Source organism: Pontibacter chinhatensis (assembly GCF_900113285.1).
Lineage (GTDB): Bacteria > Bacteroidota > Bacteroidia > Cytophagales > Hymenobacteraceae > Pontibacter > Pontibacter chinhatensis.
Genome location: NZ_FOOT01000002.1, coordinates 281,681 through 308,670, shown reverse-complemented (window position 1 = coordinate 308,670; position 26,990 = coordinate 281,681). Strand labels below are relative to the sequence as shown.

General features: G+C 54.4%; 21 protein-coding genes and 1 tRNA gene. 5 read left to right on the top strand and 17 right to left on the bottom strand.

What is annotated here, in order from left to right; translation table 11 throughout:
- Nucleotides 1-283: 283 nt before the first annotated feature.
- From BM040_RS06620 to thpR, 8 genes are all read right to left on the bottom strand, one after another.
- The gene (locus BM040_RS06620) at nt 284-2,104 is read right to left on the bottom strand and encodes an ABC transporter ATP-binding protein (protein ID WP_092099725.1); all 1,821 of its coding nucleotides are present in this window, start codon (nt 2,102-2,104) and stop codon (nt 284-286) included.
- 1,059 nt (nt 2,105-3,163) lie between these two features.
- Nucleotides 3,164-4,642: a sodium:solute symporter gene (locus BM040_RS06615; protein ID WP_092099724.1), complete on the bottom strand. Its 1,479-nt coding sequence runs from the start codon at nt 4,640-4,642 to the stop codon at nt 3,164-3,166.
- A gap of 67 nt (nt 4,643-4,709) precedes the next feature.
- The gene (locus tag BM040_RS06610; RefSeq protein ID WP_092099723.1) at nt 4,710-5,726 is read right to left on the bottom strand and encodes an MBL fold metallo-hydrolase; all 1,017 of its coding nucleotides are present in this window, start codon (nt 5,724-5,726) and stop codon (nt 4,710-4,712) included.
- A gap of 200 nt (nt 5,727-5,926) precedes the next feature.
- A complete protein-coding gene (locus tag BM040_RS06605; RefSeq protein WP_245756122.1) occupies nt 5,927-6,580 on the bottom strand; it encodes a hypothetical protein in 654 nt (217 codons plus the stop codon).
- 96 nt (nt 6,581-6,676) lie between these two features.
- A complete protein-coding gene (locus tag BM040_RS06600) occupies nt 6,677-8,509 on the bottom strand; it encodes a M61 family metallopeptidase (RefSeq protein WP_092099722.1) in 1,833 nt (610 codons plus the stop codon).
- A 173-nt stretch (nt 8,510-8,682) separates the two neighbouring features.
- Nucleotides 8,683-9,351, bottom strand: a complete 669-nt coding sequence (locus BM040_RS06595) for a class I SAM-dependent methyltransferase (protein ID WP_092099721.1) — start codon at nt 9,349-9,351, stop codon at nt 8,683-8,685.
- A gap of 35 nt (nt 9,352-9,386) precedes the next feature.
- The gene (locus BM040_RS06590; protein ID WP_092099720.1) at nt 9,387-9,878 is read right to left on the bottom strand and encodes a CinA family protein; all 492 of its coding nucleotides are present in this window, start codon (nt 9,876-9,878) and stop codon (nt 9,387-9,389) included.
- Between the two features lie 59 nt (nt 9,879-9,937).
- Nucleotides 9,938-10,483, bottom strand: a complete 546-nt coding sequence (gene thpR, locus BM040_RS06585) for an RNA 2',3'-cyclic phosphodiesterase (protein ID WP_092099719.1) — start codon at nt 10,481-10,483, stop codon at nt 9,938-9,940.
- Nucleotides 10,484-10,552: 69 nt separating this feature from the next.
- Here thpR and BM040_RS06580 point away from each other — a divergent pair, with 69 nt between their 5' ends.
- Complete coding sequence (locus tag BM040_RS06580) at nt 10,553-11,272, top strand: phosphatase PAP2 family protein (RefSeq protein WP_092099718.1); 720 nt, start codon at nt 10,553-10,555, stop codon at nt 11,270-11,272.
- 107 nt (nt 11,273-11,379) lie between these two features.
- Nucleotides 11,380-11,461, top strand: a tRNA-Leu gene (locus BM040_RS06575).
- A gap of 774 nt (nt 11,462-12,235) precedes the next feature.
- Here the strand turns inward: BM040_RS06575 and BM040_RS06570 are convergent.
- From BM040_RS06570 to BM040_RS06560, 3 genes are read right to left on the bottom strand one after another with little or no spacing between them, the layout of a single operon-like run.
- Nucleotides 12,236-13,870: an ArnT family glycosyltransferase gene (locus BM040_RS06570; RefSeq protein WP_092099717.1), complete on the bottom strand. Its 1,635-nt coding sequence runs from the start codon at nt 13,868-13,870 to the stop codon at nt 12,236-12,238.
- A 5-nt stretch (nt 13,871-13,875) separates the two neighbouring features.
- Complete coding sequence (locus tag BM040_RS06565; protein WP_092099716.1) at nt 13,876-14,532, bottom strand: lipid-A-disaccharide synthase N-terminal domain-containing protein; 657 nt, start codon at nt 14,530-14,532, stop codon at nt 13,876-13,878.
- Nucleotides 14,519-15,280 carry a glycosyltransferase gene (locus tag BM040_RS06560; RefSeq protein ID WP_092099715.1) on the bottom strand — a complete coding sequence of 254 codons (762 nt, stop codon included), beginning with the start codon at nt 15,278-15,280 and terminating at the stop codon, nt 14,519-14,521. The genes BM040_RS06565 and BM040_RS06560 overlap by 14 nt, the downstream gene beginning before the upstream one ends.
- A gap of 23 nt (nt 15,281-15,303) precedes the next feature.
- Here BM040_RS06560 and BM040_RS06555 point away from each other — a divergent pair, with 23 nt between their 5' ends.
- On the top strand, nt 15,304-16,080 hold the full coding sequence (locus BM040_RS06555; protein ID WP_092099714.1) for a phosphatase PAP2 family protein: 777 nt from the start codon (nt 15,304-15,306) through the stop codon (nt 16,078-16,080).
- Nucleotides 16,081-16,084: 4 nt separating this feature from the next.
- Here BM040_RS06555 and BM040_RS06550 read toward each other — a convergent pair whose 3' ends face one another.
- Nucleotides 16,085-17,128: an NAD-dependent epimerase/dehydratase family protein gene (locus BM040_RS06550; RefSeq protein WP_092099713.1), complete on the bottom strand. Its 1,044-nt coding sequence runs from the start codon at nt 17,126-17,128 to the stop codon at nt 16,085-16,087.
- Between the two features lie 354 nt (nt 17,129-17,482).
- On the opposite strand from BM040_RS06550, the gene BM040_RS06545 reads away from it, so the two are divergent.
- Both BM040_RS06545 and BM040_RS06540 read left to right on the top strand, forming a co-directional pair.
- A complete protein-coding gene (locus BM040_RS06545; protein ID WP_092099712.1) occupies nt 17,483-20,359 on the top strand; it encodes a tetratricopeptide repeat protein in 2,877 nt (958 codons plus the stop codon).
- A 37-nt stretch (nt 20,360-20,396) separates the two neighbouring features.
- Nucleotides 20,397-20,975: a SixA phosphatase family protein gene (locus tag BM040_RS06540; protein WP_245756121.1), complete on the top strand. Its 579-nt coding sequence runs from the start codon at nt 20,397-20,399 to the stop codon at nt 20,973-20,975.
- Nucleotides 20,976-21,368: 393 nt separating this feature from the next.
- Here BM040_RS06540 and BM040_RS06535 read toward each other — a convergent pair whose 3' ends face one another.
- The 5 genes from BM040_RS06535 to BM040_RS06515 all read right to left on the bottom strand — a co-directional run bounded on the left by BM040_RS06535 (nt 21,369) and on the right by BM040_RS06515 (nt 26,787).
- Entirely contained in the window at nt 21,369-21,800 is a 432-nt protein-coding gene (locus BM040_RS06535) for an RDD family protein (RefSeq protein WP_092099711.1), read from the bottom strand.
- Between the two features lie 144 nt (nt 21,801-21,944).
- Complete coding sequence (locus tag BM040_RS06530; protein ID WP_092099710.1) at nt 21,945-22,433, bottom strand: RDD family protein; 489 nt, start codon at nt 22,431-22,433, stop codon at nt 21,945-21,947.
- 110 nt (nt 22,434-22,543) lie between these two features.
- Nucleotides 22,544-23,533, bottom strand: coding sequence for a c-type cytochrome (locus tag BM040_RS06525; RefSeq protein WP_092099709.1), 990 nt, complete (start codon nt 23,531-23,533; stop codon nt 22,544-22,546).
- A gap of 214 nt (nt 23,534-23,747) precedes the next feature.
- On the bottom strand, nt 23,748-25,382 hold the full coding sequence (locus BM040_RS06520) for a M16 family metallopeptidase (RefSeq protein ID WP_175491003.1): 1,635 nt from the start codon (nt 25,380-25,382) through the stop codon (nt 23,748-23,750).
- A gap of 46 nt (nt 25,383-25,428) precedes the next feature.
- On the bottom strand, nt 25,429-26,787 hold the full coding sequence (locus BM040_RS06515) for a M16 family metallopeptidase (protein ID WP_092099707.1): 1,359 nt from the start codon (nt 26,785-26,787) through the stop codon (nt 25,429-25,431).
- Between the last annotated feature and the right edge of the window lie 203 nt (nt 26,788-26,990).

Sequence of the window (26,990 nt, the reverse complement as noted above, 5' to 3'; positions counted from 1 at the left end):
ATGCTAAGTATGAAAACAGAATCAGGTTAAAGTGTAAAAAGCCCGGCATTTTGGATGGAGTTCAGCGGAACAGCGGAGCCCTTTCAAAGTTGCTAAGCCTATATTGCCAGCTACTAAGATCCTTTCAGGATGACAAAATAACAGAAGCTTATCCGCGCCTCTTATACTTCGCCAGAACTCAACTTTTTAACTTTCTAACCCTCTAACTTTCTAACTCCTAGGACGCAAGGTATTGCGTCTCTACAACTCTCTAACTCCTAAACTCCCCAACTCTCTAACTCCTTCAGCTTAGCTCGAACTGCAGGCGCAGCAGGTTGGCGTACATGCCTTCCGGGTTCAGCGACAACTGCTCGTGCGAGCCTTCCTCCACAATCTCCCCATTCTCAATCACCAGGATCTTATCCACCTTGCGGATAGTGGCCAAACGGTGGGCGATAACGATGGTAGTGCGGCCTTTCATCAGCTCGTCCATGGCCTGCTGCACCAGGCTTTCCGACTCGGAATCGAGGGCGCTGGTGGCTTCGTCAAGTATAAGGATGGCCGGGTTTTTAAGGATGGCACGGGCAATGGCCACGCGTTGGCGCTGGCCTCCCGAGAGCTTGATGCCGCGTTCGCCCACCAATGTGTCGAACCCTTCCGGGAATGTCTTGATGAAGTCGTAGGCGTTGGCCTTTTGGGCGGCTTCTATAATTTCTGCTTCTGTAGCCTCCGGGCGGCCATAGGCAATGTTCTCGCGGATAGTGCCCCCAAACAGCAGCACCTCCTGCGGCACCACGCCAATATTGCCGCGCAGCTCCGTCAGGTTCATATTACGGATATCTTTTCCGTCTACGGTTATACTTCCGCCCAGCACATCGTAATAGCGCATCAGTAGCTGTATGATGGTGGATTTACCCGAACCGCTCGGGCCAACCAGCGCCACTTTCTCGCCGGCTCTTACGCTGAAGTTAATGTCGCGCAGCACCTGAATGTCCTGGCGGGTAGGGTAGGAGAAGGCCACGTTCTGGTAGCTGATATCGCCTTTCACGCGCGGTATCTCGCTCAGGGCCTTTATACTTTTATCGGTAGGCTCCTCCTGCTCCTGCAGTATCTCCAGGATACGCTCGGTGGCTCCCAGCGCGGCTTGTACCTTGCCGTAGAGATCACCCAGACCGCCCACCGAGGCGCCAATAAACACAGTATAAAGCACAAAGGAAACCAGGTCGCCCTGCTCAATATCACCGTTTGCCACCAAGGTAGCCCCGTACCAGATCACAAGTATAATCCCTCCGAAAAGGCCCACAATAATAAAGGTGATGAAGGCCCCGCGGTAATAGGCCCCGGCGATGGCCGTTTTTACAGCCTTGCTCAGGGTGCTCTGATAGCGGCCCACTTCAAACATCTCATTTGTAAAGGCCTTTACCGTGTTTATCGCCTGCAGCGTCTCCTCCACAATCACGTTGGTGTTGGCCAGTTCGTCCTGGGTTTTCTTGGAGAGCATCTTGATTTTGCGGCCAAATACCAGCGCCAGTGCCACCAGCACCGGAAAGGTAGCCAGCATAAACAGCGACAGCTTGATGGATGTCCACATGATGATGATCACGCCCACAATGAGTGTGGTGGTCTGACGGAATAGCTCGGCCAGCGTGATGGACATGGCGTCCTGCACCTGGGCCACGTCGGTGGTGATGCGGCTGGTGATTTCCCCCACGCGGCGCTTCTCGAAAAACGAGATAGGCAGCTGCACGAACTTGCTGTAGAGGTCGCGGCGGATGTTGGCCACGGCGTTCTCGCTCACCTGCGCAAAGAAGTATACCCGGAAGAAGGAGAAAATACCCTGCAACAAAATAACGGCAAACAGACCCATGGCAATCATGTTGATGTCCTGGAACAGGCCGGAAGTGTTGCCGGCTGAGGAGTCAAAAAGCTTGCCTACCAGGTACGGGAAGGCCATAAACGTGAGGCTGGACAGTACCAGAAACACCAGGCCAACGATAAATTTATACTTGTAAGGTAGGACGTAGCTGAAAATCTTCAGACCCCGGCGAAAGCTTTCCTTGGTGATCTTCTTTCTGCCTTCCTTATCCTGTTCGCCTCCGCTAGACCCGAATCCGCGTTTTGCCATTAATTGTAAGCTGCTTAAAGTGTTTAAATGCCCCGCCCGCCCCTGTAGCTAGGGCAGCGCGTTTTAGAGGCGTGGCGTTATAACAACAGTTAAAACAGGTATAAGATGCCACCTCTCTGCAAAATACTGCAAAGGTACGGAATATGTGGGAAAGTAAGGAGGGTTTGTTCAACACGCCCGATGGTGTTGAGGATGGAAGCTGGATGCTGGGGAATGCGGTTCAAGTATACTTTATACTTCGGCTATACTTTTATACTTTCTCAGGCACAGAGCGTCCACTTATGCCTTCCTCTTCCATGGCGCAAGTCTTCAGACTTGTGTCCTATTATGGTGTCAAGTTTGCAACTTGACTGGCTCGAAGAGCCATACTTATACTTTGGTCATGCTTTATTGCTTCTGATATACTTTAATAACTGCTTATTCATACGTTATACTTGCCTGTACTTGCATAGCCACTGCTTCCTTCCACTTGAACCAAGCTATCCTCATTATCCTCCGTTCATCCTCTAGTTCCCACAAACGGCTCGTTTCATCTCCTGCTTTCTGCCCTCCTAGGCCGGGAGGCCTCGCCTTCGGGCATCGCGCTGTGTTCCCTCCTTGCCTCGCTTTCGCTCGGCATGCCCTTGACGGGCACCGGATCTCACAAGGCGCTCAACCCAAAGGCTGGGAATAAGTTCGATAGCCGCTGTCTTTGCTATGCAACAGGTACCAACTGTCCCCTTGAGGACAAGTGAGAAGGGGAGTTCGAAGCTTGCGAGCGCAGCTCAATAGGGGTGTAATCGCCTGCTGGATTTACACTTTGTAGGGACAGGTTGCGACCTGTCCGCGCAAGGAGAACAGCTATAGAGCTTATACTTCAGCCAAAGTAGCTACAAATTCCCCGCCTTAGACTACCGAGAACGCGAGTTCGAAGGTAGCGAGCGTAGCTCTGAGGGGATAAAGGGGTAGTTGGGCCCGGTATTGCAGAAACCCTACACAGTTCTAAAAGTATAAAAAAGCCACCGCCCTCCCCTGAAGACCAGAAGAGGGCGGTGGCGCTATATACTTATAAAGTAGGTATTACGCCGTCTGCTGCTCGCGTGCCAGCTCCAGCTCGTCTATTCTACCGGCCGACACGGCCATCAGGCCAACAAATGTCAGGAAGCCGTTAAGGATGAGTACCTCGAAACCGAACTCGTAGCCCCAGAACCAATCTGCTGAATTGTAGCTGATAATGAAAGTAAGCAGCGGGGCGATGATGCAGACTGCCGGCACCAGCCTGTCGCGCACGGCACGCTTGGTGTAGATGCCAAAGGCATACAGGCCAAGCAGCGGACCATACGTATAGCCTGCCACCTTAAAGACGGCCGTTACTACGCTGTCGTTGTTCAGGAGCTCGAATACAATGATAACCAAACCCATGACTAAGGAGATGCCACCATGCACAAGGTAACGCAGGCGAACGCGCTCCTGCTCCGGACGGTCCTTGAAGTTTAGGAAGTCCACGCAGAAGGAGGTGGTAAGTGCCGTAAGGGCTGAGTCGGCGGAGGCGTACGTAATAGCAATGATGCCAAGTATAAACACGATGCCGGCAAAGGCTGAGAAGTGGTTAAGGGCCAGGAATGGGAACACATCGTCGCCTCTCTCAGGAAGGGTAATACCCTTCGCCTGTGCATAAATGTAGAGCAGGGCACCCAGCGAAAGGAACAGGATGTTCACCACAAACAGGATGATGCTGAACCAGAACATGTTTTTCTGGGCTTCGCCGATATTCTTGCAGCTCAAGTTCTTCTGCATCATGTCCTGGTCCAGGCCGGTCATCACGATGGTGATAAAGGCACCTGAGAAGAACTGCTTAAAGAAGTTTTTGCTGTCTTTGCCATCCCAGAAAAACACTTGGGAGTAATCGCTGGCAGTGATCGTATCTACTATTCCCTGGAAGCCCAGGTTCAGCTCGTCGGAAATCAACCAAATCGTAATCCCGACGGCCGTGAGCATAGCGGTGGTCTGGAAAGTATCGGTCCAGATGATTGTCTTCATCCCGCCACGGAAAGTATATACCCAAATCAGGGCAATCGTAATCAGCACGGAAACGGAGAAGGGAATGCCCAGTTCATCGAAAACGGCCAGTTGCAGCACGCCGGCAATCAGGAACAGGCGAATGGCCGCCCCAAGCGTGCGCGAGAGCAGGAAGAAAGCTGCCCCTGTTTTGTAGGACCACCACCCGAAACGGTCTTCCAGGTAAGTATAAATCGAGACCAGGTTCATGCGGTAGTAGAGCGGCATCAGCACGGTGGCTATCACGAGGTAGCCCAGCAGGTAGCCCATCACAAACTGCAGGTAAGAGAACTGCGCCCCTGCCACCATGCCGGGTATCGACACGAAGGTAACGCCGGACAGGGAGGTGCCAATCATACCAAAAGCCACCACATACCACGGCGAGGAGCGGTTTGCCAGAAAGAAGGTCTCGGAGTCGGTGTTGCGGCTGGTGAGGTATGAGATGAAAATAAGAATACAGAAATAGCCTAAAATAAGGCCTATGATAAGGGTAGGGGACATGGTTAAGCTATAGGTTCTTAGAGGTTATAATCCACAAATATAGCAAAACTATGTTCCGACGCCACCCCTAAATTAGCTCCTGCAGCAGCACTGGCTCGCCAATGGCCGGCATGCGCAGGCCCTGTAGCATTCCGGAGGCGGCAATCTGCTCCAGCAGGCGTACCGGTTCGCTCGGCGGCTCGTCGCTGAGGTCGTAGGTGCCGTAGTGCATGGGGATGAAGGTGCCGCCGCGCAGCAGGTTATAGGCTTTCACAGCCTCATGCGGGCTGAGGTGGCTTTTCTGCATCAGGAACGAGGGCTTGTAGGCGCCCACCGGCATCATGCAAACATCCATAGGGCCCAGCAGCTGCTCTATTTCCTCAAAATGCGGGGCAAGGCCCGTGTCGCCGGCAAAGTATAGCGTGTGCTCCCTGGTCTTCAGCACGAAACTTCCCCACAGCACCTTGTTCATATCGCGGAGGCCGCGGCGGTGCCAGTGCGAGGCAGGCATAAAGTATACTTCCACCTCATCGGGCACCAGGTCATACTTCTGAAACCAGCCGGCCTCCTGGTAGGGCAGGTGCGGGTCTATACTTCTGAGGATGTCGCCGACACGGAGCGGGGCCAGGGCCTTGAGCTGCGGGTTATTCTGGAAAATTACCTGTACCGATTTTTTGTCGAGGTGATCGCGGTGGGCGTGCGAAAGCAGCAGGAAGTCGATGTTGCGCAGCTCCTCTGGCTGGCAGGGCAGGCCCACCCGGCGCTTTAGCAGCGGCAGGTCGAAGAGCACCGGATCGGTCAGGAAGGTGATGCCGCCCAGGCGCAGGAAAAAAGACGAATGCCCCAGCCACACAAGCATGTCCCGGTTATCATGGATAAACTCCTTGCCCTGCTGCACATGCGGCGTGTAGTGGTCGAGCTTTTTCTGCTCCCGCTGCGGGTTGCGGCTCAGCTGCCAGCGCAGCACCTTGCTGAAGTCAGGGTTATAGAGCTCGTTTCCATTGGCGAAGCGCCCATCAATGGTCTTGTTGCCTCGGTAGCCGGGTTTTATAGTTTCGAGGCGCTCGTTTTTCAGGTGGCGGATCAGTGTTTTATTCTGTTGCAACGTTTGTCTTCGTTAAGTAGTCGTTAGAGAGCGGTGCCTGTTGCTAAAACCTTTGCCCAGGCTCTCCCAGTTTTGCCTTCTTTCCCTCTGTATACTTCTAAAACGGTGAGTTTGGTTAGGATAAGGCCCTGTAAGGCTGAAAAAAACGCTTCCCCGCATGAACAGGGAAGCGTGGTATAAGTTTTCGAGGCTGCTGCCCTTTACCAGTACCCGTACCGGCTGCCGTAGCCCGGGCCATAGTATGGGTTACCGTAAGGCGAGGCGCCGTCGGTATAACGGATGCCGCCGGTTACACTTAGGTGTTCCGTGATTTTATAAGTGGCCCGGAAATCAGCGCCCATGCGGCCGGGGCTGTAGAGACCGCCTCTGAAGTCGTTGGTAGGCAGTTTAGAAAAGTCGCGCCAGATGTTGCCGCTCAGGATCAGGCGGTCGCTGGCCAGGTAATCCACGCCCACGCTGCCGATGTAGTGGCTGCCGCCGCGGTTTCGGTAAAGCACTGTGGTACCTTCAGGGCCGGCAACCGGCACATTGTAGCCGGAAGTATGCACGTAAGCCAGGCTGGTGTTCACCCTAAAGCGGTTGCTGACCTGGTAGCGCACCGAAGGCTCCATGTACGTGGCGCTGCCAAGGCCGTTGCTGAAGCTGGCGCCCATGTTCAGGCCGTAGCTTAACTTAGGTCCTTGCCAGGAGGGCTTCTCGGCCTTTGTTTGCTCCTTTTCTACAGTGGTCGTCGGGACAGGCGTGGTTTGAGCCGGCACCGGCGCAGCCTCCAGGCTCGGCTTTACGCTCTGCGCTAAGCCTGGCCCGGCATACAGCAGTCCGGCAACCAGTAGGGTTCTAAGTATATTTTTCACGTGGAAATTGCTCAAGTATAAAATCTTATACTAAGGTACGGCTTAGATGGTTCAAATGCAAAACGGAGCGGGCCGCCATAAAGTATACGGATACTGCTATTTAGCCTTTGCCCCCAGCCATCCCGCGCGGAAGGACTGCATCTGCGGCGTCAGTTGCTTGCCTATACTTTCGTAAGGCACTACCTCGAAGAGCGGCACTTCATCCAGCACAAAGCTGGTGGTGCGGGTCTGCCCGTGCCGCGTGTAGGTAACCGGTACTGTATCGCCGGGTTTGTGCTTTTTGAGAATTTTCTCCAGTTCTTTTTCTGATTTGAGCTTACGCCCATCAAAGGTCAGGATTACATCGCCCTTCTCGAGGCCGGCTTTGTAAGCGCCTGTGTGCACAAACGTGCCGTTGGCGATGGTGGCCGTGCCGTCTTTATAGGTAAAGTTGAGCATGCTTACCGTAGCCTCACCCGGCTTGGACTTTCTCAATTCAAGCCCAGCCAGCGCGAGCAGTGCTGTGTAGTCGGGCAGTTCGCTTCCGAAGATGCTCTCCGCGAAGAACTTTCGGGCAAAGGCGGCATCGCCGGTTACCTGCGCCAGCGTTTCCTCCACATCGGCCATGGTATAAGGCTTTTCGGTAGCGCCATACTTTTGCCAGAGCGCCTGCATAAAGTCGTCCAGCGTTTTGTTGTAGTCGCGGCGCAGCGTCAGGTCCAGGCCCATGCCAATCATGCTGCCATAAGTATAGTAGGAGATAAAGGTGTTGTGGCGGTTCACCGGGTCCACGGAGCGGGCGGCATCCACAAAAGGCGCCTGCTGGCTCATCTCAACCAAACTGTGATACTGCCTGCCCGGCGTGAGCAGCACGTAGTTCAAGTCTCCGGCCAGGTCAGAAGCATACTTTTTCAAGTCGTAAATGCCGGCGCGGGCCATCGTCAGGTCGCCGTAGTAGCTCGTGAAGCCCTCAGCCAGCCACAGCGCCTCGCTCATATTGGCCTCCTGAAAGTTGAATGGCTCCAGGGATTTAGGGCGGATGCGCTCCACGTTCCAGGCATGGAAAAACTCATGAGACACCGTGTTCAGCAGCGGCCCCATGGCCGAGGCCAACGGGCGTGAGCTGGTCAGGATAGTGGAGTTGCGGTGTTCCATGCCGTCGCCGGAGGCCTGCGGAAGATAGCAGCCGATGAAGGTATAACGACCGTAATCAAAGGCAGGTAGCTGCCCGAACACGGCCTGCTGCTCGGCTACGATAGCCTTGGTGTGCGCCACGTATTCCTCGAACTGCTCTTTGGTGCCGTGGTGGTGCAGCGCCACTTGTATGGTTTGTGGCTTGCCGCCGCTATTCACCGTCCACTCGGCAAAATCGAAGTTGCTCAGCTCCATGGGGCTGTCCATCAGGTACTGGAAGTTGGGGGCGGAGTAGGTGTTGCCTTGCTCATGCCGTAGCTGCGTGGCCACTTTCCAGTTGCTGCCTTGCGGGATATGAAAGGTGAGGTAAGCCGGTGCCGCCTCGAACTCGCGCGCATACATCAGGCTGGCAGGTGCGTTCAGGTGGGCGTGGGTTTCGTCAACAGCGGCGTAGGTGCCGTCGGCCTGGTCGGCAAACAAAGTATAGCTGACGGTGGCCTGGCCCTGGTGGTTCACTACGCCCCACTCGTTTACGTTCAGCCGTACCAGTTGCAGCGGCTGCCCCTGCGCGTTGGTGGCTTTTACGTTGTACACGTTCTTGGCAAACTCGTGCAAGGCATAACGACCGGGCGAGCTGCGCGGCATCAGTACCTTCAAGGTGTCACCCTGGATATCAGAAAACGTAACTTTTATCTCCGTCTCGTGGTGCGCTGCGTTCGGGAAAGACAAATCATAAGTTACCTGCTGCTGCGCCAGAGCCGGTTGCATCATCAGCCCCATCGCCAGCCCCAGCAGGCTATATACTTTTGGTTTCATTTTAGGTCAGTAAAGTTGGAAAGCTAAATATAGGGATTGGTAAATAGGGGAGCAACTCTAATCAGTTAGCAATTAACAGTTATCAGTTAACATTTATCTGTTTTTAGTTGCTCATTGAGCTTTAAGCCAACGCCTAACTTTTTAACTTTCTAACCTTCTAACCTTCTAACTTTCTAACTCCCCAACTCCCCAACTCTCTCCAGCGCTTTTGCCTGCACCATGCCCCCGTAAAACGGCTGGCTATACTTTTCGCGGAACCCTAAGGCGTCGAAATGGGCTTTGTAGTCTGGTAGTTGCGTGGCCTGTACGTTGCTGAGCCATCCGAAGAACGTATACATACCCCTGATTAACAGATGCTGCCACCAGGGCGCGGGCTGCTGAACAGGCCAGAAGTCGGCAAAAAGCCATTGGCCATCCGGAGATAGAGCAGCCGCCAATTTGCTCATGAGCACCTGCAGGCGCTGCGGCGGGAAAAGATCTAACAGGAAAGGGGTGAAGATGACGTCGAATTGCTCGCCGGGATTTATACTTTGCTCGGTGCCCAGGCGAAAGGTAACGTGGCAGTGAAGCGGCTTTTTATACTTGCTATACTTTCGCTCGGCACGCTGCAGCATGGCCGGGGCGGCCTCCAGGTATAAAATGTCGAGCTTCTTGCCGGTTTGCAGCAGCTGCTCCAACAGCCAGCCCGTGCCGCCGCCAATCACCAGCACGCGCGTCTGCTGTGGCACAAAGGGCAGCAAGGCCAGCTGTGCCTGCTCCAGGGCATTGCCATACACCAGCCGCGCCAGTGCATCGTAAAAAGGGGCAACCCGGTTAAATCCGCTATCAGGGAGTTGGGGCAAAGTATAAGTGATTGGTGCGGGCGCTAAGGTAAGGATTAGCGTTTGTAATGTTGGTCCAGGATGCCTACCAGTTTCTGAAAGATGTAGTCTACCAACTGCTTGCGTATACTTTCGGTGTTGCCCTCAAAGTGCTCCCGGAATTCCTCGGCCTTGCCGTTGTAAAGTATGGAAACGAACATCGTGCCCACGGGCTTCTCCTCTGTTTCGGAGCCGCCGGGCCCGGCCAGGCCGGTAGTGGCGATGCTGATATCGGCGCCCAGCATCTTCTTCAGGCCCATTACCATCTCGTTGGTCACCTGCTGCGATTCCGCTGTGTAGAGGTCCAGGGTCTGTTTCTTAACGCCCAGCAGTTTCTGCTTTACCTCCGGCTGGTACACCACCAGGCTGCCTTTCAGCACATCGCTGCTGCCCTTTGCCCTTACAAACTCTGAGGCCAGCATGCCGGCCGTGCAGCTCTCTGCAAATGCCACGGTCAGGCCTTTGTCCTTCAATCCCATTACCAGCTCGGTAAGTTCTGCTTGGTTCATATATGCTCGTTAGAAACTTAAATTGCAGCTTGTTGTACTGTGTTTGGCGCCTGCGGGTTTTAGCCCAGCGGGTATCGTTCCAGCACCGAATAAGTAGGGTGAGGCGAGCCCAGCACCGATTGCCACAGGCCTACCTCCTGCACGGGCAGTTCCAGGGGCTTTTCTGAGGTGACAAGCGGCAAATCCCGGGGCGGTTGGCTGTCTTTCCGGAAGCGGGCCAGCGTAATATGCGGAATGGCCTTCAGGTTTGCCGGGGGCTGCGCAGTCAGTTCTTCGGTCAGGTGCCTGCTCAGAGCCTCAAAGGAAGCGTGGCGTGCAAAACGTGCCCAAATCAGGCGCGGGTGCCTGGGTTTGGGACCAGGCTCCGTCTGCTCGAATTGCAGCGTAAAGCGCTGGTGCTGTTGGGCCACGCGTGCCACGCGCTCTTTTATACTTGGCAGCTCGTGCGCCGGCACGTTGCCGATGAAGTAGAGCGTGAGGTGCAGGTTCTGGGGCGGCAAAAAGCGCAGCGCAGGGTGTTTAAATTGCTGCAGTTGCTGCTGCAGCTCCTGCAGTAAATCGGCCGGAAGAGGGGCAGCCACAAATAACCTGATGCTCTCTTTCATAGTTTACGTATGATGATATTCTGTAGGAAACAGGATTTAAATACGCTTCTAAGATGATAACGTGATAGTATGATACGCACTTTCTATAAACGGATGGTGGCCTCTGCGGCGCTTTTTACCGTGGAGCTGGTCTTTATCTGGGCGCTGTTTATCGCCTGCATTGTGGTGTTTCTGTGGCTGGGCCGGGAGATAATGCAGGGCGAAGAAGTATGGCTCGATGAGGCGGCCTTTGGCTTTGCGGCAAACATCAGCAGCCCTTTCATGGACGGGCTTATTAAGTTCGTTACCTTTTTCGCCTCCCGGCAGTTTCTGACGCCTGCGGCTTTGGCGCTGGTGGCCTATTACCTGTTTGTCCGCAAGCACCGCTGGAATTCCGTGAGGGTGCCGGTGGTAGCACTGGGCAGCATCTCGCTCAACATTATCCTGAAGTATTTTTTCGACCGCGAGCGGCCAATCTCGCCCTTGGTGGAGGCTTCCGGACTGAGCTTCCCGAGCGGGCACAGCATGGTGGCGGCTTCGTTTTACGGGTTGTTGATTTACCTGGTGTGGCACAATGTAAAGGATGTGCACCTGCGTAACCTGCTCATTATGCTGCTGGTTGTTTTTGTAGTCCTGATTGGGTTCAGCCGTATTTACCTGCGCGTGCACTATGCCACCGACGTATTGGCTGGCTTTGCTGCTGGTTTTCTGTGGGTTGTGATCGGGCTGACGCTGCTTCGCCGGCTGGAGCGCTACTCGGGTAAGGAGATTACGCCCCTGGTGCTGGAAGAGCCGGAGGAAAAGAAATAAATTTTTTCTCCAGGGTATTGACTTATCTGAAAGCTTGCCTTACTTTTGCAATCCCAATAAACAAAGGGTTAAAGGGTTTTGGGACGTTAATTGATATAGTGAATCAAGCGCAAGTGGCGAAATTGGTAGACGCGCTGTCTTCAGGCGGCAGTTCCGCAAGGTGTGAAGGTTCGAGTCCTTTCTTGCGCACACTAAATCATAAAAAGGCTGATCTTTCGGGGTCAGCCTTTTTTGTTTTTATAGCTTGGTATACTTTCGTTATACTTTGTACTTCGGCTACACCGCTGTTTCGGACACCCTTGTTCGAAGCCAATGCTGCTGCGGACTTCCAAGTCCCCGGAACTTATACTTCATCTACTTGCTGCTTTATACTTTGGTACCAGCTGGCGCGAGCTGGTAGAACATGTCTTTTCATACTTGCCGGCTTATACTTTCATAGCCGCTGCTTCCCGCAACCTGAACCAAGCTATCCTTACTAGCTACCGTTCATCCTCTAGTTCCCACAAACGTCTCGTTGCATCTCTGGCTTTGGAGCTCTCAAGCCCGAGAGGGCTCGCCTTCGGGCATCGCGCTGCTTTCGCTTCCTGCCCTCATGCCTCGGGCTGCCGCTCGTCACCGGAACCTCTCGAGGCGCTCAGCCCAAAGGCTGGGAATCATTCGATAGCTCTGGCCATTGCTGTCATCTCGACCTTCGGGAGAGAACTGAAGAGAATTCCGGATAGATCTCTCGCCCTGCTCGAGATGACAGAGAAAGTATGAAGTATAAACTGTCCCCTTGAGGGGTCCACAGGGGTGTATACACTTTTGCGGATGAAAACAGAAGCTATAAAACTTATACTTCAGCCAAAGCAATTACGTAAATCCCCGCCTTGGATAAGGAGGGGTTAGGGGTGGTTGGACCCGGTTAATATAAACAAAATCACTGAGCTGTTCCGAAGAAAGGCGCAAGTGCCGACGTCATCCTTAATAATACACCGTCCACTCACCCACCTGCCGCTGCTCGTCAAAATGCTTAAGTATCCATCGTCGCTCCTCAGGAAGCTCATTTTTTACCACCAGCACCGGTTCTTGTTGCAGCAACTCCTGCAGCCGCTGCATGGACTCCGGACGGCTCAGTTGCAGCAGTTCCTCTTGCCACTTCTCGTCGCGCTCAAACTGTACTTCCCGTACTAGTTTGTCGCTGCCGTCATTAATCGAAACGATATTTTTGTTAAGCTCAAAGGCCAGCGATGGGAGCAGCCTGTTATACACCAGCACCGGCCGCTGCTCCAGGTTGTTCTCCCGGATGACCTCGGCAATAGGGCGGCTGCCGTTCGTGAACTGTGGGTTGTGCTCCAGCAGCTTGGTGGAATAGGGCAGGAGCAGCGCCGTAAATACCAGGGCACCATACACAAGTTTCTGCTGGGGCAACCGCTCGCCCGTCCAAAGCACTGCCAGGGCGCCTAGTATAAGCACCGGAAAGGTGAGCACCCGCCAGGGCAGCGTGATGCCTACAGGCAGCAGCGGCGCCACAAAGAGCGCTACTGTCAGCACCACCAGGTATGCAAGGCCGTAGTTCATGGCCTTTCTGGCAGTTTTCTCGGGCATGTGGATGAGCACCCAGGTAGTCAGCAGCGCCTGACCCGCAAAAATGGGCAGGATGTAAAGTATGAGCTTGGAGCCGGAGAAGGAGAAAAAGACCAGTGGCACCAGTATCCAAAGTATAAAGAGGCGCTTGAGCGGGCGCGGCATCTCCCGCAGTTGCCGGAAGCGCGCAAAAAGTATGGCCGACCAGGGCAAACTCAGGGCAGGGGCTAACACCAAGTAAAACCACCAGGGCTTGGAGCGGCCAAAGGTTTCGGGGTTGGCGTAGCGCTGCACGGTATGCTTAAACAGGAAGTAGTCCACAAACTGGGCATCCTTGACCATGAGGTAAATATACCAGGAGCTGCCCACTGCCAGGAAAAGCAGCAGCGCGGGCAAGTGGTGCCATCGGGAAGTATGGCTGTCAGGCGAAGTATAATTTCCCCCAAGGCCAATGGCCACTAGTACCGGAAAGATCAGCCCCACCGGCCCCTTGGTCAGGAAGGCCAGCGCCAGCAGCAGGTAAAAAAAGTATAGCCAACCCGTCTTTGCCCTGGTTTTATACCTGAGCCAGGCCAAAATGGCGGCCAACTCAAAGGTGGCTAAAAAGGAGTCGGTGGTGAGGTTGCGGGCTGAGACGAGCACAGCCGGAATGGTAAAGTATAAAACAGCCGCCAGTAGGGCCTGCCGCGGGTTGCCGAAAAGCACCTTTGCAATCAGGTAAACGAGCCATACTTGCAGCAGCAGCGAGAACTGCAGGAAAATGCGCGCACCGAAGGCATCAGGCCCAAACAGCTCCATCCCAAAGGAAGTGATGATGTAGGTAAGCGGAGGTTTATGATAATGCTGAATGCCCAGCAGGCGCGGGTGCAGCAAGTCGCCGCTCTGCCACATCTCGCGGCTAATCTCGGCGTAGCGGGCCTCGCTGGTCTCCACCACGCCCCACCCTCCCAGGTTAAACAACAGAAGCAGCAATAACACAAGCAGCAGGCCAAGCAAAGAGCGGTCTGCATTCGTTTTGCGGATAAGCAGCATCAGGGCTAGTTTGGTGTAGAGTGTTCAGGGGCCGACCGCGCCTCGCGCAGCCCCAGCATAAAGTTACGAGTATAAGCGGCTACACCAAATATCTGACCTAAAAACAGCACGGGGTCCAGGCGCAGCACGGCGTAGGACATAATCATGAGGCTGCCTACCAGGCTGATAACCCAAAAACCGATGGGGATAACCGACTCCTGCAACCGCTCCGAGTACCACCACTGGTACACAAAGCGCAGCGTGAAAATCAGCTGCCCGGCACCACCCCAGGCGATGAGCGCCCCGGATATTTTGCTGTGCTCCATGATGTAGCTGAAGCTATAGGTATCGCTCCAGAGGAGCCAGCCAACGGCCACGAACGGGAAAAGCAGTGCTCCCCAGCGGATGGGCCAGGCCAGCTCATCCCATACATTTTTGAGCTTGATGTTTCGCAGGTAGATAAAGTAAGAGATCAGCTGCCCGCCCACAATCACGATGTCGCTGCGGAGGGCGCCGTAAGCCATTAAAAGTATGGAGGCAACCATGCTGGTGGTCCAGAAGGAGGCGGGGGAAAGCACGCGCCCGGCCCGCTCCGATGTTACCCACTGTATCAGGATGCGCGCCGAAAACAGCAGCTGCGCCAGCAGGCCCACGCCGTAGATGAGCATCTCAGAGATGTCCATTGGCTACGGGCTGGTTCTCAAACTCCTCGGCAATACCATACTTTATATAGCGCTTGCGCATCCACCGGAAGGCAAACGTATCATTGAGCGGGCCCCAGAGGCGGTTGAAAAGGTGGTATTTGGAGTAGCCGGCAAAGCGCTCGAAGTGCTGCACCGGCAGCTGCTTCACTTTTCCGCCCTGCAGCTGTATGAGCGCGGGCAGGAAACGGTGCATGCCATCAAAAAAAGGCACGCGCTTGGCAAAGGCGGCGTCCATGATCTTTAAGGGGCAGCCGGTATCCACAATGCCGTCGTTTATCATGTAGCGGCGGAAACCGTTGGCAATTCTGGAGGAGATTTTCTTGATAAACGTATCCTTGCGCTTGGCTCGGATGCCGATCACCATCTCATGGCCCGTCACCTGCTCGAGCAGCAGCAGGAAGTCCAGCGGCGAGGTCTGCAGGTCGGAGTCGATGTAGCCGATGTGCGTGGTCTGGCTGTGGTCGATACCGGCCTTGATGGCCGTGCTGAGGCCGTGGTTGCGGTCCAGCGAGATATAGCTGTAACCCGCACTGCCCTGGCAGATCTGGCGGATGAGCGCCAGGCTGCTGTCGGTAGAGCCATCGTTTATGAAGAGTACCTGCGTGGGCACCGGCGCCTGCGCCAGAAAGGCGTCCATGGCCTCGCGGAAGCGCTGCAGGCAGCCCTCCTCGTTAAAAACCGGTACGAGTACCGTCAGTGTTATTCGCTCTGTGTTCCGATGAAGCATTCTGCCTACTTATTTATGGTTTAATGCATGCTTTTAAACAGCAGCTGCTGCAGCTAAGTTTATACTTTAACTACATTATTTCGCTGCCCGTATCCTCCTACCATATGAGGCAACGGCTAACCCAGACTTTCCTGCGCCTGCTGGCGCTGCTCACTGCCGAGGTGCTGGTACTGGGCCTGGCGATGTTGCTCTGCCTGGCGCTTTTCCTTTTTATGGCGCACCTGGTGTTCGTCGCCCGCGACAATACCCTCGATGCCGCCCTTTTTGCATTTGCCGACCGGTTTCCCTCGCCAGCCATGACACAGGTAATGCGGGGCGTCTCTTTTTTTGCCTCTTTTGAGTACCTTCTGGTCGTGCCGCCGCTGGTGGTGCTGGTGTTCAGCTTTTTCAGGGGCTGGCGCTGGTTGGCGCTCAAGGTACTGCTCATCTCTTTTTCCACCTCCATCCTCAACCAGCTCCTCAAACGCTACTTTGAGCGCCCCCGCCCCGAGACGGCCCTGCTCGAGCAGTCGGGGATGAGCTTCCCCAGTGGCCATGCCATGATTGGCGGAGCCTTCTATGGGGTACTGATTTATATTGTTTGGCGCATGGTACGCGCGAAAGTATGGCGCTGGGTGTTGACGCTCTTGCTCACGCTGCTCGTGTTGCTTATCGGCTTTAGCCGCATCTACCTGCGCGTGCACTATGCCACCGATGTGCTGGCCGGTTACGCCATCGGCTTGCTCTGGCTGCTGCTTTCTTTATACTTCATGCGGCGCCTGGAGGCAAGCTATAGCAGGAAGTATGAGCAGCAGGTATAAGCCGTCAGGGAACTGCCAGCGCGGGCACCCCATGATACTCTCTGAACCAAGCCACGAACTGCTCCAGACCCTCTTCCAGCGTCGTCTGCGGCGTAATGCCGGTTGCCTTGGCTAGTTCCTCCACATCGGCATAAGTGGTTTGCACGTCGCCCGGCTGCATGGACTGCAGGTCCAGCCTGGCTTTGCGCTGCAGCAGCCGCTCGAGTATAGCCACCATGCTGAGCAGCTGCTCAGGCTTATGGTTGCCAATGTTATAGAGCTTGAAAGGTACAGGATTGGCCTCTGGCCGCACGTCCACCAGCCGCACAATACTTTCCACCACGTCGTCCACATAGGTAAAGTCGCGCAGCATATCGCCGTGGTTAAAGATGCGGATAGGCGTGCCCGCTACAATGGCCTTGGCGAAGCTGTAGTAGGCCATGTCGGGCCTGCCCCACGGACCATACACCGTGAAAAAGCGCAGGCCGGTAGTAGGGATGCCGTAAAGGTGGGCGTAACTGTGGGCCATCACCTCGTTGGCCTTTTTAGTGGCAGCGTAAAACGAGATGGGCGCATCGGTGCAGTGGCTGGTACTAAAGGGCGTCTGCTTGTTGAGCCCGTACACCGAACTGGAGGAGGCAAACAGCAGGTGCTTTATCTGGTGGCGACGACTGCACTCCAGCACATTGGCAAAGCCTACCAAGTTGCTCGTCACATACTCTTCCGGATGGTCGATGCTGTGGCGCACCCCGGCCTGTGCCGCCAGGTTCACCACCACGTCAAACTCTTGGCTGGCGAACAGCTGCTCCAGGGCCGCCGCATCCGAAATATCGAGCTGCTGGAAGTATAGATTTGGTGATTTTATACTTTGGATGAGGGTTTCAGGCGCTGCAGAAGGTATGCAGAACCCCTGCTGCTCAAGCCGTTTGTACTTCAGCTGCGGGTCGTAGTAGCTGTTCAGGCTGTCGATGCCCACCACCGTGTGGCCGTACTGCTGCAGGGCCAGCACCAGGTGATGGCCAATGAACCCGGCACTGCCGGTAACAAGTATGCGCCGTGTTGCACCCATAAAAATGCTGTACTGGTGGCAAAGAAGTATAGGACGCTAAAATTCTGTCGGGAATCTGTAGTAAATCTGAAGAACTTCCGGTTTGCTATATTAAATTATGTGGGAAATAAATATTAAGTTGAACTTTGAAAGTATAAAAACGCATAGGCCTTGCTTTGAGTTGTGCTGAAGGAGGGGAAAGGAGGAGGTTGCTGCTGCGCAAGGACAACAATGTTTTTTCTGGTGATAAATGGCTACTATCCAAAAAAAGTATCCCTTGTCAGGCGTGAACTTTAGGAAGATGATGGCGTCATACTTTTTTCAAATGCCGGAAAGTCATACTTTTAAAAATCAAAAGCATAGTGCCTGATACTCATGTTGACTTTCCCTAAAAAATTACTGGTTTATACTTTCGGATTTCTGCTAACACTGCCTGCCTTTGCCCAGCACCCTGACGAGGTGGGGGCTGTGCGGCAAAAGCTGCAGCAGGAGCGGCGGCAGGCGCTGGCGGCAAGTATAGAACCGGCCCCAAAAGCCCTACGCTTGCTGGAACTGGGCGCCTGGCAGGAAGCAAAGCAGGTGCTGGCAAAAGCTCCCGCCGGCACCGCGACAAAGCTGGCGCAGGCGGAGGTAGCCATGCTGGAAAACAGGTTTGCCGAGGCCGAAGGGTTGGTGAAGCAGGTGCTGGAGGAAAATCCGCAGCAGCGGGAGGCCTTGCTGTTGCAGAGCAGGTTGCAGGTACAGGCCTGGGAACTGGAGAAGGCGAAGGCCACAGCGGAGCAGCTGCTCGCAATAAATCCGACCGATGAGGAGGCTGCCCTAATGGTGGGGCGTGTGCTGATGCTGCAGAAAAAGTATGAAGAGGCGCTGGCTTGGGCCAAAAAGGTGCAGGGCTGGAACCGCAACAATGCCGGGGCCTGGCTACTGGAGTCGGATGTGCATTTCTGGAACCAGAAGCCGGAGCTGGCCGAGCAGCCGCTTATCAACAGCCTTACCCTGAACCCCTTCAACGCTGATGCACGCTTTAACTACGGCTATGCCATCTGGCGCCGTGTGGATGCTACCCAACTCAATGCCATGGCCGCCCAATGGGAGCTGGCCCTGGAGCTCAACCCGCTGCACTACGTCACACACTGGCATTGGGGCAACGGCCATACCAACCTCACCTACGCCGACTATGCCCAGCCAGAGGATGATCAAGTGCGCCAGGAACTGCAGCATGCTGATAAACTCCTGTCGGAGAACAAGCTGAAAGAGGCCCTGGTGGAGATAGAGCAGGTACAGCAAAAATATAAAACCTCGGTGCTGCCGGCCATGCTGCGTGGCTCTGCCTATTACATGGCTTTCGATATGGAACGCCAGGCACGCCTGGATTCGGCCGAGGCTGTTTTCCAGCGTATCCTCCGGAAAAAGAAACACTACGGCCCGGCGCACAACGCCCTGGCTGCCGTGATTAAGCAAAAGCAGCTCATTTACCTGCACAACTACGATTCGCTGCAGCAGGTGGTACAGCAGACCGTTATCAAAGACCCGGTAAACTTTGCCAGAGTCTTCCCCGACGTGACCTATTACCCCGGCGACGAGGTGCAGAAGATGGTGTGGTCGCAGCTCTATGAGAGCATCGTATACTTTCCATTCCTCTCCAAGCAAGGCGAAACGTTCGTGATTCCGCCGCTACACGTAGACCTGGCTATCGCCATGAAATCGCCATACTTCAGGCAGGCCACTACTTTTGATAACCGCCAGTGGATGGATATCCGGGGTGTGGGCAGCGGAGCCGCAGCCATCGAGTACGTGGTGCGGGGATCATACCTGGAGCGCAATGTGGTGCTCCATGAGTATGTACACCTGTTCCACGGGCGCGTGTTTACCGATGCTGAGAACCGTGCCGTGCGCCGCCTCTACTACAACGCCATGGAGCAGGGTCGTACGCTGGATTACTATTCGGCCAACAACGAGCACGAGTACCTGGCACAGACCTACCCGGCTTACTTTGAGCCCGTGAAAGTACACCCGCTCAACCACAAATCCATTAACACCACCGCTGATTTAAAAGCCAAGGACCCGGAGTTGTATACTTTCCTAGACGGGCTGGTACAGCGGCAAAAGGCTTACCTGGCTGGTGACAAACAGGCCATGGCCAGCAACTGGGCGCAAGTATACCTGAACCTGGCCACCCGCGCGCAACGCCAGAACGAACTGCAAAAAGCGACTTTATACTTAGACAGCGCCCTGGTGTGGGATAAGGATTACCAACCGGCCCTGCTGGCCTATGCCGGCGTGGAGCAGCGGCAGAAAAAGTATAAGGAGGCGCAGGCCTGGCTGGAGAAAGCCAAAGGCATCAACCCAAACTATGCCCCCATTTACCTGGCAGAGGCCGAGCTGCAGGAAACCATGAAGCGCAACGGCAAACTCAACGCCCACGACGCACTGATGAGCCAGATGGCGCTGTACAAAAAGGCCGCTGAGCTGGAAGACGATCTGCTGATGCAGGCGCAGGTGAACCAACGCTTCCGGGAATTCTTCGTGAACTACGGCATGGTGCCTGAGGCCATTGCTGTGGCACAGGCTTACGTGGAGAACGCCCCGACTATCTCCACCTACCTCCGCGACCGCCGCGACGAGGCGCTGGCTTACGCCAACTGGCTGAAAGGCACCACCAGCATTAACCCGGAGGCGGAGCAGGAGCTGAGAAGACTGGTGTCCCTGAAACCGCAACACTACGAACTGCGCAGGCAATATGCTGAGGTTCTGGCGACGCAGGGCAAGTATAAAGAAGCCCACGAGACACTGGCCGAGGCGCAGCGCATCCTCACGGCGGCTGGCAACCCGCGCACAGACTACATGGCACTGATGGCTACTTATCAGTTGCAGCTCCAGAACAAGGAGGCCGCCCGTGTCGCTGCACAAGCCCTGCTGGATGGCAAGAAAACCCTGCCAGAGGCGGACCGCCACCTACTGGTGCCCCTGTTCGCGGCGCTGGGGCAGGGCGATAAAGCCAAAACTTCCCTCAAGTCCCTGCCAAAATCAGCGACGGTGGTGGAGAGCGCGAAAGCGCTAACGGCAAAGGGACACTTGTATGAGGCAGAGGGCAAGGTAAACAGGGCCATCCAAGCCTACGAAAACTCGCTGCTGCTGTACCCTTACCAGCTGGAAGTGCGCCAAAGCCTGATACGCCTGCTCCAGAAGAAGGGCCGAACTCAGGATGCTGAGGATGTGGCCGGGGCGGGCGAGCAACTGGTACATTCGTAAACCAACCAACTATATTATCTAACCTACAATCGTTCACATGAAAAAATCTTTACTCAAACAACACGTATTTTTCCTGCTGATGCTGCTGACGGTAGCCTGCCGTCAGTCGCCGGAGATGCATGAGGGCAACAGCGCCGTGGTGGACCCTGTGGATAATACCGCACAGCCTACCATCGTATACCTGGTGCGCCACGCCGAAAAAGAGACCGCTGACCTCAAAGACCAAAACCCTGGCCTGTCTGCCAAGGGACTTGCACGTGCCGAGGTGCTGGGCAACCTGCTAAAGGAGCAGCCCATCGGTGCTTTGTACGCCACTAAGTACATCCGCACCCAGCATACCCTAAAGCCCTTGTCAGATTCGCTTTCGCTGGAGATTCTGCAGTACGACGCCAATGATTTTGTAGGCCTGAAAGAGCGTGTGCTGAAAAGCCACCAGGGGCAGATGGTGGTAGTCGCAGGCCACTCGAACACGCTGTTACCGATTCTGGAGGCCTTCGGCGCCAAGCGTCCGGTACCTGATATTTCGGAGCAGGAGTACGATTACCTCTTCAAGGTAACGCTGGCCCCGGACGGAAAAGCTACGGTAGAAACAGACCATTACGGCGTTAACCCTTAAGGTCTGTTTCAAAGCTTAGGTTGATTTATACACTTTCGCGGTAAAGCAGCCCTTAGCACCTGTGGAGCGGTTAGAAGGGTGAAGTTCTATAACTTATTAATCCTTAGTTCTTAGCTCAGCACCTTCAGATAGTAATCTTATAGACTCTCCCCTTGAGGGGAGTTAGAGGGGTGTTGCTTTTAGCAGAGGCTTTAAGTACTTGCTCTACACCCCTATAGTCCCCTCAAGGGGACAGTTCCCGCCGTAACGTAAGGGTTTGTATACTTGGAAGGGTAGGGGTGGGGTCATCTCAACAAACATTTTATACTTTTTAACACAGCCCCTGTAGCCCTTGAGTTGCAGGGGCTGTTTTTTTGCTACGAATTAAAAGCTTGCCTAAATAAGAGTAGCTATTTACTCCGCTATCACCCGCGTGCCAGCTAGCTTGTCGTGAAAGGTGCGGCGGCTGCTGTGGCCATAACCGGTTATAAACTGGAAGATGATAATCAAGGCGGAGATGGGCCGGAGCAGGAACCGCAGCGTGGCGGCACGGAAGCGAATTCGCTCCCCATTGGGAGTTATCACGCGCAGGTTGAGCAGGTATTTTCCCAGTGTGCCCTGGCAGGGGCAGGTTTCGGTGCCGGCAAAGTACAGCCATGCCAGCAGTACAAACAGGAAGCGCTCCGGCTTCAGCAAAAACACTTCTTCGTTGCTGCTGAAGGTAAAGTAATCCACTATTCCGACTAGCGTTAAAAGTAGCAATACATCCAGGCCAAAGGCCATCAGGCGGGTGCTAAGGGAGGCCAGCCCGGACCTATGTTTGCTTTGGGTATAGATAGTTTGCATGCGTAAGTATAAATAACAATGTACCTGTTTTATACTTACAGATGCCGCCTTGGTTACGGTATTTCCGGGTTATACTTTATACTTTAAAGAAGCGCAAAGTATAAAGTATAACCGATGTTGCTAATCTCTGCAACGTGTAAAAAGTTAATCCTCAGTTGGCTTGGTGGGAGCGATGCCCGGGTGCTGCAGCACCAGTGTGCCGGCAATCTTGTCGTGCAGGGCCTGGCGGCGGCGGGTAAAAGCGGCCATCAGGTAGCCTATCAACAGGGTGAGGTTGGAGACAACCTTGCCGAAGTATCGGCCGGAGGCTCTTAAAAAGGAGAGGCGGTAGCCTTCTGTATCGGTTACAAAAATGCCAAAAACCTGCTTGCCCAGCGTAGCTTGCCTGGAAGAACTCTCGAAGCTGGCAAAGTATAACCAGGCTACCAGAAACACCAGCCCCTGCAGTTTCAGCCGCCCTTCAATATCCGTAAGCTCCGGAATAGTGTCAATGCCGATGACGGGCAGCACAAAGAGGCTCATGAAAAAGGAAATAATCAGCGTATCGGTAAAGAAAGCCGCCATACGTTTCCAGAAGCTGGCGTATTCCAGGTTTATAGGAGCTCTGGATTCCTCGTTTTGGTAAAGTTGCATGCGTAAAAGTTATCCTTCAGCGATGATACGACATCCCGGGCAGACCTGCAACAAAAAAAGCTGCCCACAGGTGCAGGCAGCTTCCGGAGTATAGTCTCTTTTGTGCTGTTTTACGATTTAGCAGCCGGGGTAAAGCGCTCTACCTTGTTTTTAGCCGGCACCTGAGTTCTCAGGTATTTGTAAATGGCGCGCAGGTCTTCCTCCTTCATGCCGGAGTACATTTTCCAGGGCATCAGCGTTTGCATCTCGCCCGGCGCCAGTTTTCGTTCGGCAAAATCAGTATCCTGGTACATTTTAAAGCGCATCAGGAAGGCTTCCTCTGTCCAGGAGCCTATACCGGTTTCCTTGTCGGGGGTGATGTTGGCAGCGCGCAGGATGGAGCCGTCCGGGAACTGGAAGTCCATGCCGCCGGCAAAGGCGCCCAAATCAGCATCTTTCGGGGAGTGGCAGTCGCCGCAGCCGGCTATCGTTACCAGGTACTTGCCCCGCGACAGATCGTTATCCAGCACAGTTTCTTTCGGTGTGTGGGACACGCCGCTGGATGGCATGGTGCGCAGAATCAGGTTGAACGGGAAATCAGGATCGGACTTGGGTACTTCGTTTCGGATAGGCTCCAGGGTGCGGATGTAGGCAATGATAGCATAAGCGTCCTCGGTGGTCAGGTTTTTATAGGCGCCGTACGGCATCATCGGGAAAAGCGGGTCTCCGTTTTTGCTAACGCCCATGGTCATAGCACGGTACAGCTCTCCGTCTGACCAGGTACCGATACCGGTTTCCTTGTCGGGGGTAATGTTCTTGGCGTAAAACACGCCCGGGAAGCCGAGGGAGTGGTCGAACCTGTCTCCGCCTTTACCCAAGGTGCCGGGAACAGGAGGGGCTGAGGGGAGCGAGAAGTCACGGGTGGAGTGGCAATCGATGCACACGGTGACGTGGTTGGCCAGGTAGCGGCCGCGCTCAATCTGCTCTGTGGTTCTTTCCACGATCAGGTTTGGGGCCGCGTCCACCCTCGGGAAGGCGTACTGCAGGTAAATGATACCGCATGCGATGGCTATCATAGCCACTACAATGACATAGCCGGTAACTTTTAAGGCTTTTTTCATGAGTTTAATAGTTAGATAGGTATAAGGTGTAGGGGCATTAGCACTTAATAATGTGGTAAATTCTATAATAAATATGATTTAATCAAATATAGAATAATCTATATTGAGTTAATTTTAGTCTGATAGGGTATAAGCTGGGTGTGGGGCAACAAAAAAGCCGCAGACGTATCATCTGCGGCTTTTTTATACTTAGCGGGCAAGTATAATGTATGGCTTACTTAAAGGTGTCCTTGCTGTCCACAATCTTCACCTCGGTTACATTCAGTTTATACTTGGCAATTGCGTCGTCCTCGGCCAAAACCTCCTGCGGCAGCCCCTCCTTCACCAGGTTGGAGTAGCTCATCGGCGATGGCGTATTGTTGAGCAGTGCCTCCCGCAGCGGACCGGCCTCGCTGTCGTCGGTTACGATGGTGACGAACATGTTATCCGTCTGCCAGTACTTTTTCACGGCCTGGTTCACCTCTTCCACCGTCAGGTTGGCCAGCAGCTGGTCCATCTCCTCAATATAGTTCTCGCGTCCGTAGAAGCGGGAGTCCATCAAAAAGCCGAGCTGTTTTTCCATGGTCTGAATGTAGAGTTTCATGTAGGAGCGCAGGAAGGTGCGGGTAAGCTCAAACTCCTCCTGCGTCATGCCCCTGTTAATCAGGTTGTCCACCTCGCGGATGGCCAGGCGCAGGGCAAAATGGGCATGGCCCACGTTGATGCCACTCAGCTCGGTGTACTGCTGCTTCAGGCCTTCGGCAATTTGTACCGGCCTGATCCAGAGGGCGAAGTAATTGGAAGTACGCGGCACACCCGGGTTGGGCAGCTGGAAAGAGCCGCCGCGGTCGTACCACTCAATATAAGAGTAGTCGCCGTAGTTCATGGAGCGGGTGGTGCGGATCTTATCATAAAGCTTTCCGTAGCTCTTGCGGTGCTCGCCCAGAAAGGAGTTGGCCACCATCAGCGCGGCAAAATCGTCGGCGGAGCGGGTAACCGGCATCGGGGTTCCGGTGAAAATGGCAGAGCCGAGGGCATTGTTTTTCTGAATGATCTCTACCTGCACGCCCTTCGGCTGGTTAGGCTCCCCGGCCACCGGGATATTAGGTTGCGCGCCAGACAACTGGGCCACGTCAGCTTTCAGCTTATTCAGGAAATCAGGGCTGTAGTTGCCGGCAATGCCAATCATCACGTTGTTTCTGGTGAAGTAGTTCTGCCAGTGGTTACGCACATCCTCCAGGGTGATGCCTGGCACGCTGGCCGAGTTGCCCTCCACCATGTGCTGGTAGTTGGTGCCACGGAACAGCAGGTCTTCCAGCGCCTTTTTGCTGTATTCCTCATCCGAAGAGGCACGGATTACCTCATCCACAAAGTTCTGCTGGTTCGACTTTACGCGTTTAAAGTCCTCCTCGGCAAAGGCAGGGGAGAGCATAAGCCCGCGTACGATCGGGTAAAAATCGTTGATAAAGTCCTGGTGCACGGCAAAGGTAAACGTAGTTACCTCCTTGTCCACGTTGCTGTAGTACTCGGCGGCCCAGGGGAAAATCTTGTCCTTTATCGCCGACACCGGCATCTCCTTCGTTCCCGACTCGGTAATCATCTGGGCGGTGGTGTAGGTCAGGCCTTCCTTGCCTTTAGGGTCCGCCATGGAGCCGTTTTTGAACATCAGCTTGATGATCACCTTGTTAGACTCCGGCTGGCGCAGCTCTACCACTTTATCCGGGCCGAAGGCCGTGTTAGCATCAAAGACAGTGGCTGGTGCGGTGGTTTCCGCTTTTGTTTCAGTGGTTTGCTGGGATGCCTGCGGTTGCTTGGCGCAGGAGGCGGCCAGCAGGGCTACAGGCAGTATATAGGCAGCTATTTTTTTCATGCTTTCTCGAAACTTTGTCATTTATACTTTAAAGTATGGCCGGGCCTTATTTTACCGGAGACTTCTCGGTTGGGGCGATAGTGCCTACCGTGAGCGTCTGGGTTACAAAGTATTTCTTAGCAACATTCATCAGGTCTTGCGCCGTGATGGAGTCATATACTTTGTAGATGTTGTTGAGCGACTCCGGATCGCCGCTTAGCCAGATGAAGCGGGCCAGGGAGTTGGCAATGGCGTCCGGGCTGTCCATGCTCATGGCAAAGCTATACTTGATGCGCGACTTGGTATCCTCGATTTTCTGCTTGTCTATCGGCTTGGTTTTGGCCTCGTTCAGCGCCTTCATCAGCTCATCCTTTACATACTGCATGTCCTCGGCTTTTAGCACGGAGGCCGACACCTGGATCAGGTTCGGATCGCGGGCAAACTGTGGACCGCCGCCAATAAAGCGGGCTTTCTGCTCCTCCACCACCAGCTTGCGGAAAAGGTCCGAGTTCTCGGCAAAAAGGATGGTAGTCAGGATGCTCAGGGCAGGCAGGTCTTTGTCCTTGTCGGAGAAAGCGGGGCCTTTAAAGTTGAGGCTCAGGTAAGGCGGGAAGCCCTGCTGCTGCACGTGCGCGTAGCGTGTTTCTTTCTGTGCCGGCTCCTTCGGAATCTCAGGCTTATAGCTACCGCGCTTCCAGTTGCCGAAGTACTGCTGAGCCAGGCTGTTTACGCGCTCAGGCGTTACATCGCCCACCACTACAATAGTGGAATACTCCGGGCGGTAGAAACGGTCGAAAAAGGTGAGGGAGTAGTCGTACTGGTTTGGCATGTCTACCACATCCTCGAAAAAGCCCATGGTGGTGTGGGCGTACGTATGGTTTTTGAAGGCGGTGCTTACCGTTTTCTCATACAGCTGCATGTACGGGCTGGCCGAGTTCTTGGTGTACTCGCCCTTTACGGCGCCAGCCTCGGTTTTGAAGTCATGCTCGGTGTACTTCAGGTTCTGGAAACGGTCTGCTTCAATCTCAAACATCTTATCGAGCATTTCGGCGTTGCCGGTCATGTGGTACACGGTGCGGTCGATGCTGGTGTTGGCGTTGGCGGCGGCACCCATTTCCTTCATGATGTCGCCATAGGCCTCTTTGCTATACTTGTCGGTTCCCCGGAACATCATGTGCTCGAAGAAGTGCGCGAAACCGGTTTTGCCTTTCTCCACCTCCTCGCGCGAGCCGGCGCGCACCACGATGTAAAAAGCGGCCAGACCCGGGCTGTTGTAAGGCACGGTCACCACGTTCAGGCCATTATCCAGTTTTTTCTGGTGGATAGGGTAGGGCAGGATTTTGTTGTTCTGGCTGCTTCGCTGGGCTATGGCCGGGGTGAGGGCGAAAGCCAGCAGCAGCAACAGGGCTACTAATCTGTTTCTCATTGTTTTTGGTTTAGTTTTTATTCCTTTTGCCAAAGGCTTTATACCTGATAAAACTACACAAATTGGGCTGTACGTGCAAAGGCGTCAAAGCGATCGTGTTTTCTTCTAGACGAATGGGTGGGTTTTGTCTGTGGAATAGGGGGAATTCTATATTCTTGGGGGAGTAGGATGTTTATACTTTCTGCTGTTTCTCCGAACTATTG

Bases quoted from the DNA above. Each gene is read 5' to 3' on its own strand.
- BM040_RS06520 (WP_175491003.1), bottom strand. From the start codon at position 25,382: ATGAAAAAAATAGCTGCCTATATACTGCCTGTAGCCCTGCTGGCCGCC.
- BM040_RS06615 (WP_092099724.1), bottom strand. From the start codon at position 4,642: ATGTCCCCTACCCTTATCATAGGCCTTATTTTAGGCTATTTCTGTATT.
- BM040_RS06555 (WP_092099714.1), top strand. From the start codon at position 15,304: ATGCATGCTTTTAAACAGCAGCTGCTGCAGCTAAGTTTATACTTTAAC.
- BM040_RS06560 (WP_092099715.1), bottom strand. From the start codon at position 15,280: ATGCTTCATCGGAACACAGAGCGAATAACACTGACGGTACTCGTACCG.
- thpR (WP_092099719.1), bottom strand. From the start codon at position 10,483: ATGAAAGAGAGCATCAGGTTATTTGTGGCTGCCCCTCTTCCGGCCGAT.
- BM040_RS06600 (WP_092099722.1), bottom strand. From the start codon at position 8,509: ATGAAACCAAAAGTATATAGCCTGCTGGGGCTGGCGATGGGGCTGATG.
- BM040_RS06620 (WP_092099725.1), bottom strand. From the start codon at position 2,104: ATGGCAAAACGCGGATTCGGGTCTAGCGGAGGCGAACAGGATAAGGAA.
- BM040_RS06580 (WP_092099718.1), top strand. From the start codon at position 10,553: ATGATACGCACTTTCTATAAACGGATGGTGGCCTCTGCGGCGCTTTTT.
- BM040_RS06530 (WP_092099710.1), bottom strand. From the start codon at position 22,433: ATGCAACTTTACCAAAACGAGGAATCCAGAGCTCCTATAAACCTGGAA.
- BM040_RS06525 (WP_092099709.1), bottom strand. From the start codon at position 23,533: ATGAAAAAAGCCTTAAAAGTTACCGGCTATGTCATTGTAGTGGCTATG.
- BM040_RS06535 (WP_092099711.1), bottom strand. From the start codon at position 21,800: ATGCAAACTATCTATACCCAAAGCAAACATAGGTCCGGGCTGGCCTCC.
- BM040_RS06540 (WP_245756121.1), top strand. From the start codon at position 20,397: ATGAAAAAATCTTTACTCAAACAACACGTATTTTTCCTGCTGATGCTG.
- BM040_RS06515 (WP_092099707.1), bottom strand. From the start codon at position 26,787: ATGAGAAACAGATTAGTAGCCCTGTTGCTGCTGCTGGCTTTCGCCCTC.
- BM040_RS06590 (WP_092099720.1), bottom strand. From the start codon at position 9,878: ATGAACCAAGCAGAACTTACCGAGCTGGTAATGGGATTGAAGGACAAA.
- BM040_RS06545 (WP_092099712.1), top strand. From the start codon at position 17,483: ATGTTGACTTTCCCTAAAAAATTACTGGTTTATACTTTCGGATTTCTG.
- BM040_RS06570 (WP_092099717.1), bottom strand. From the start codon at position 13,870: ATGCTGCTTATCCGCAAAACGAATGCAGACCGCTCTTTGCTTGGCCTG.
- BM040_RS06550 (WP_092099713.1), bottom strand. From the start codon at position 17,128: ATGGGTGCAACACGGCGCATACTTGTTACCGGCAGTGCCGGGTTCATT.
- BM040_RS06565 (WP_092099716.1), bottom strand. From the start codon at position 14,532: ATGGACATCTCTGAGATGCTCATCTACGGCGTGGGCCTGCTGGCGCAG.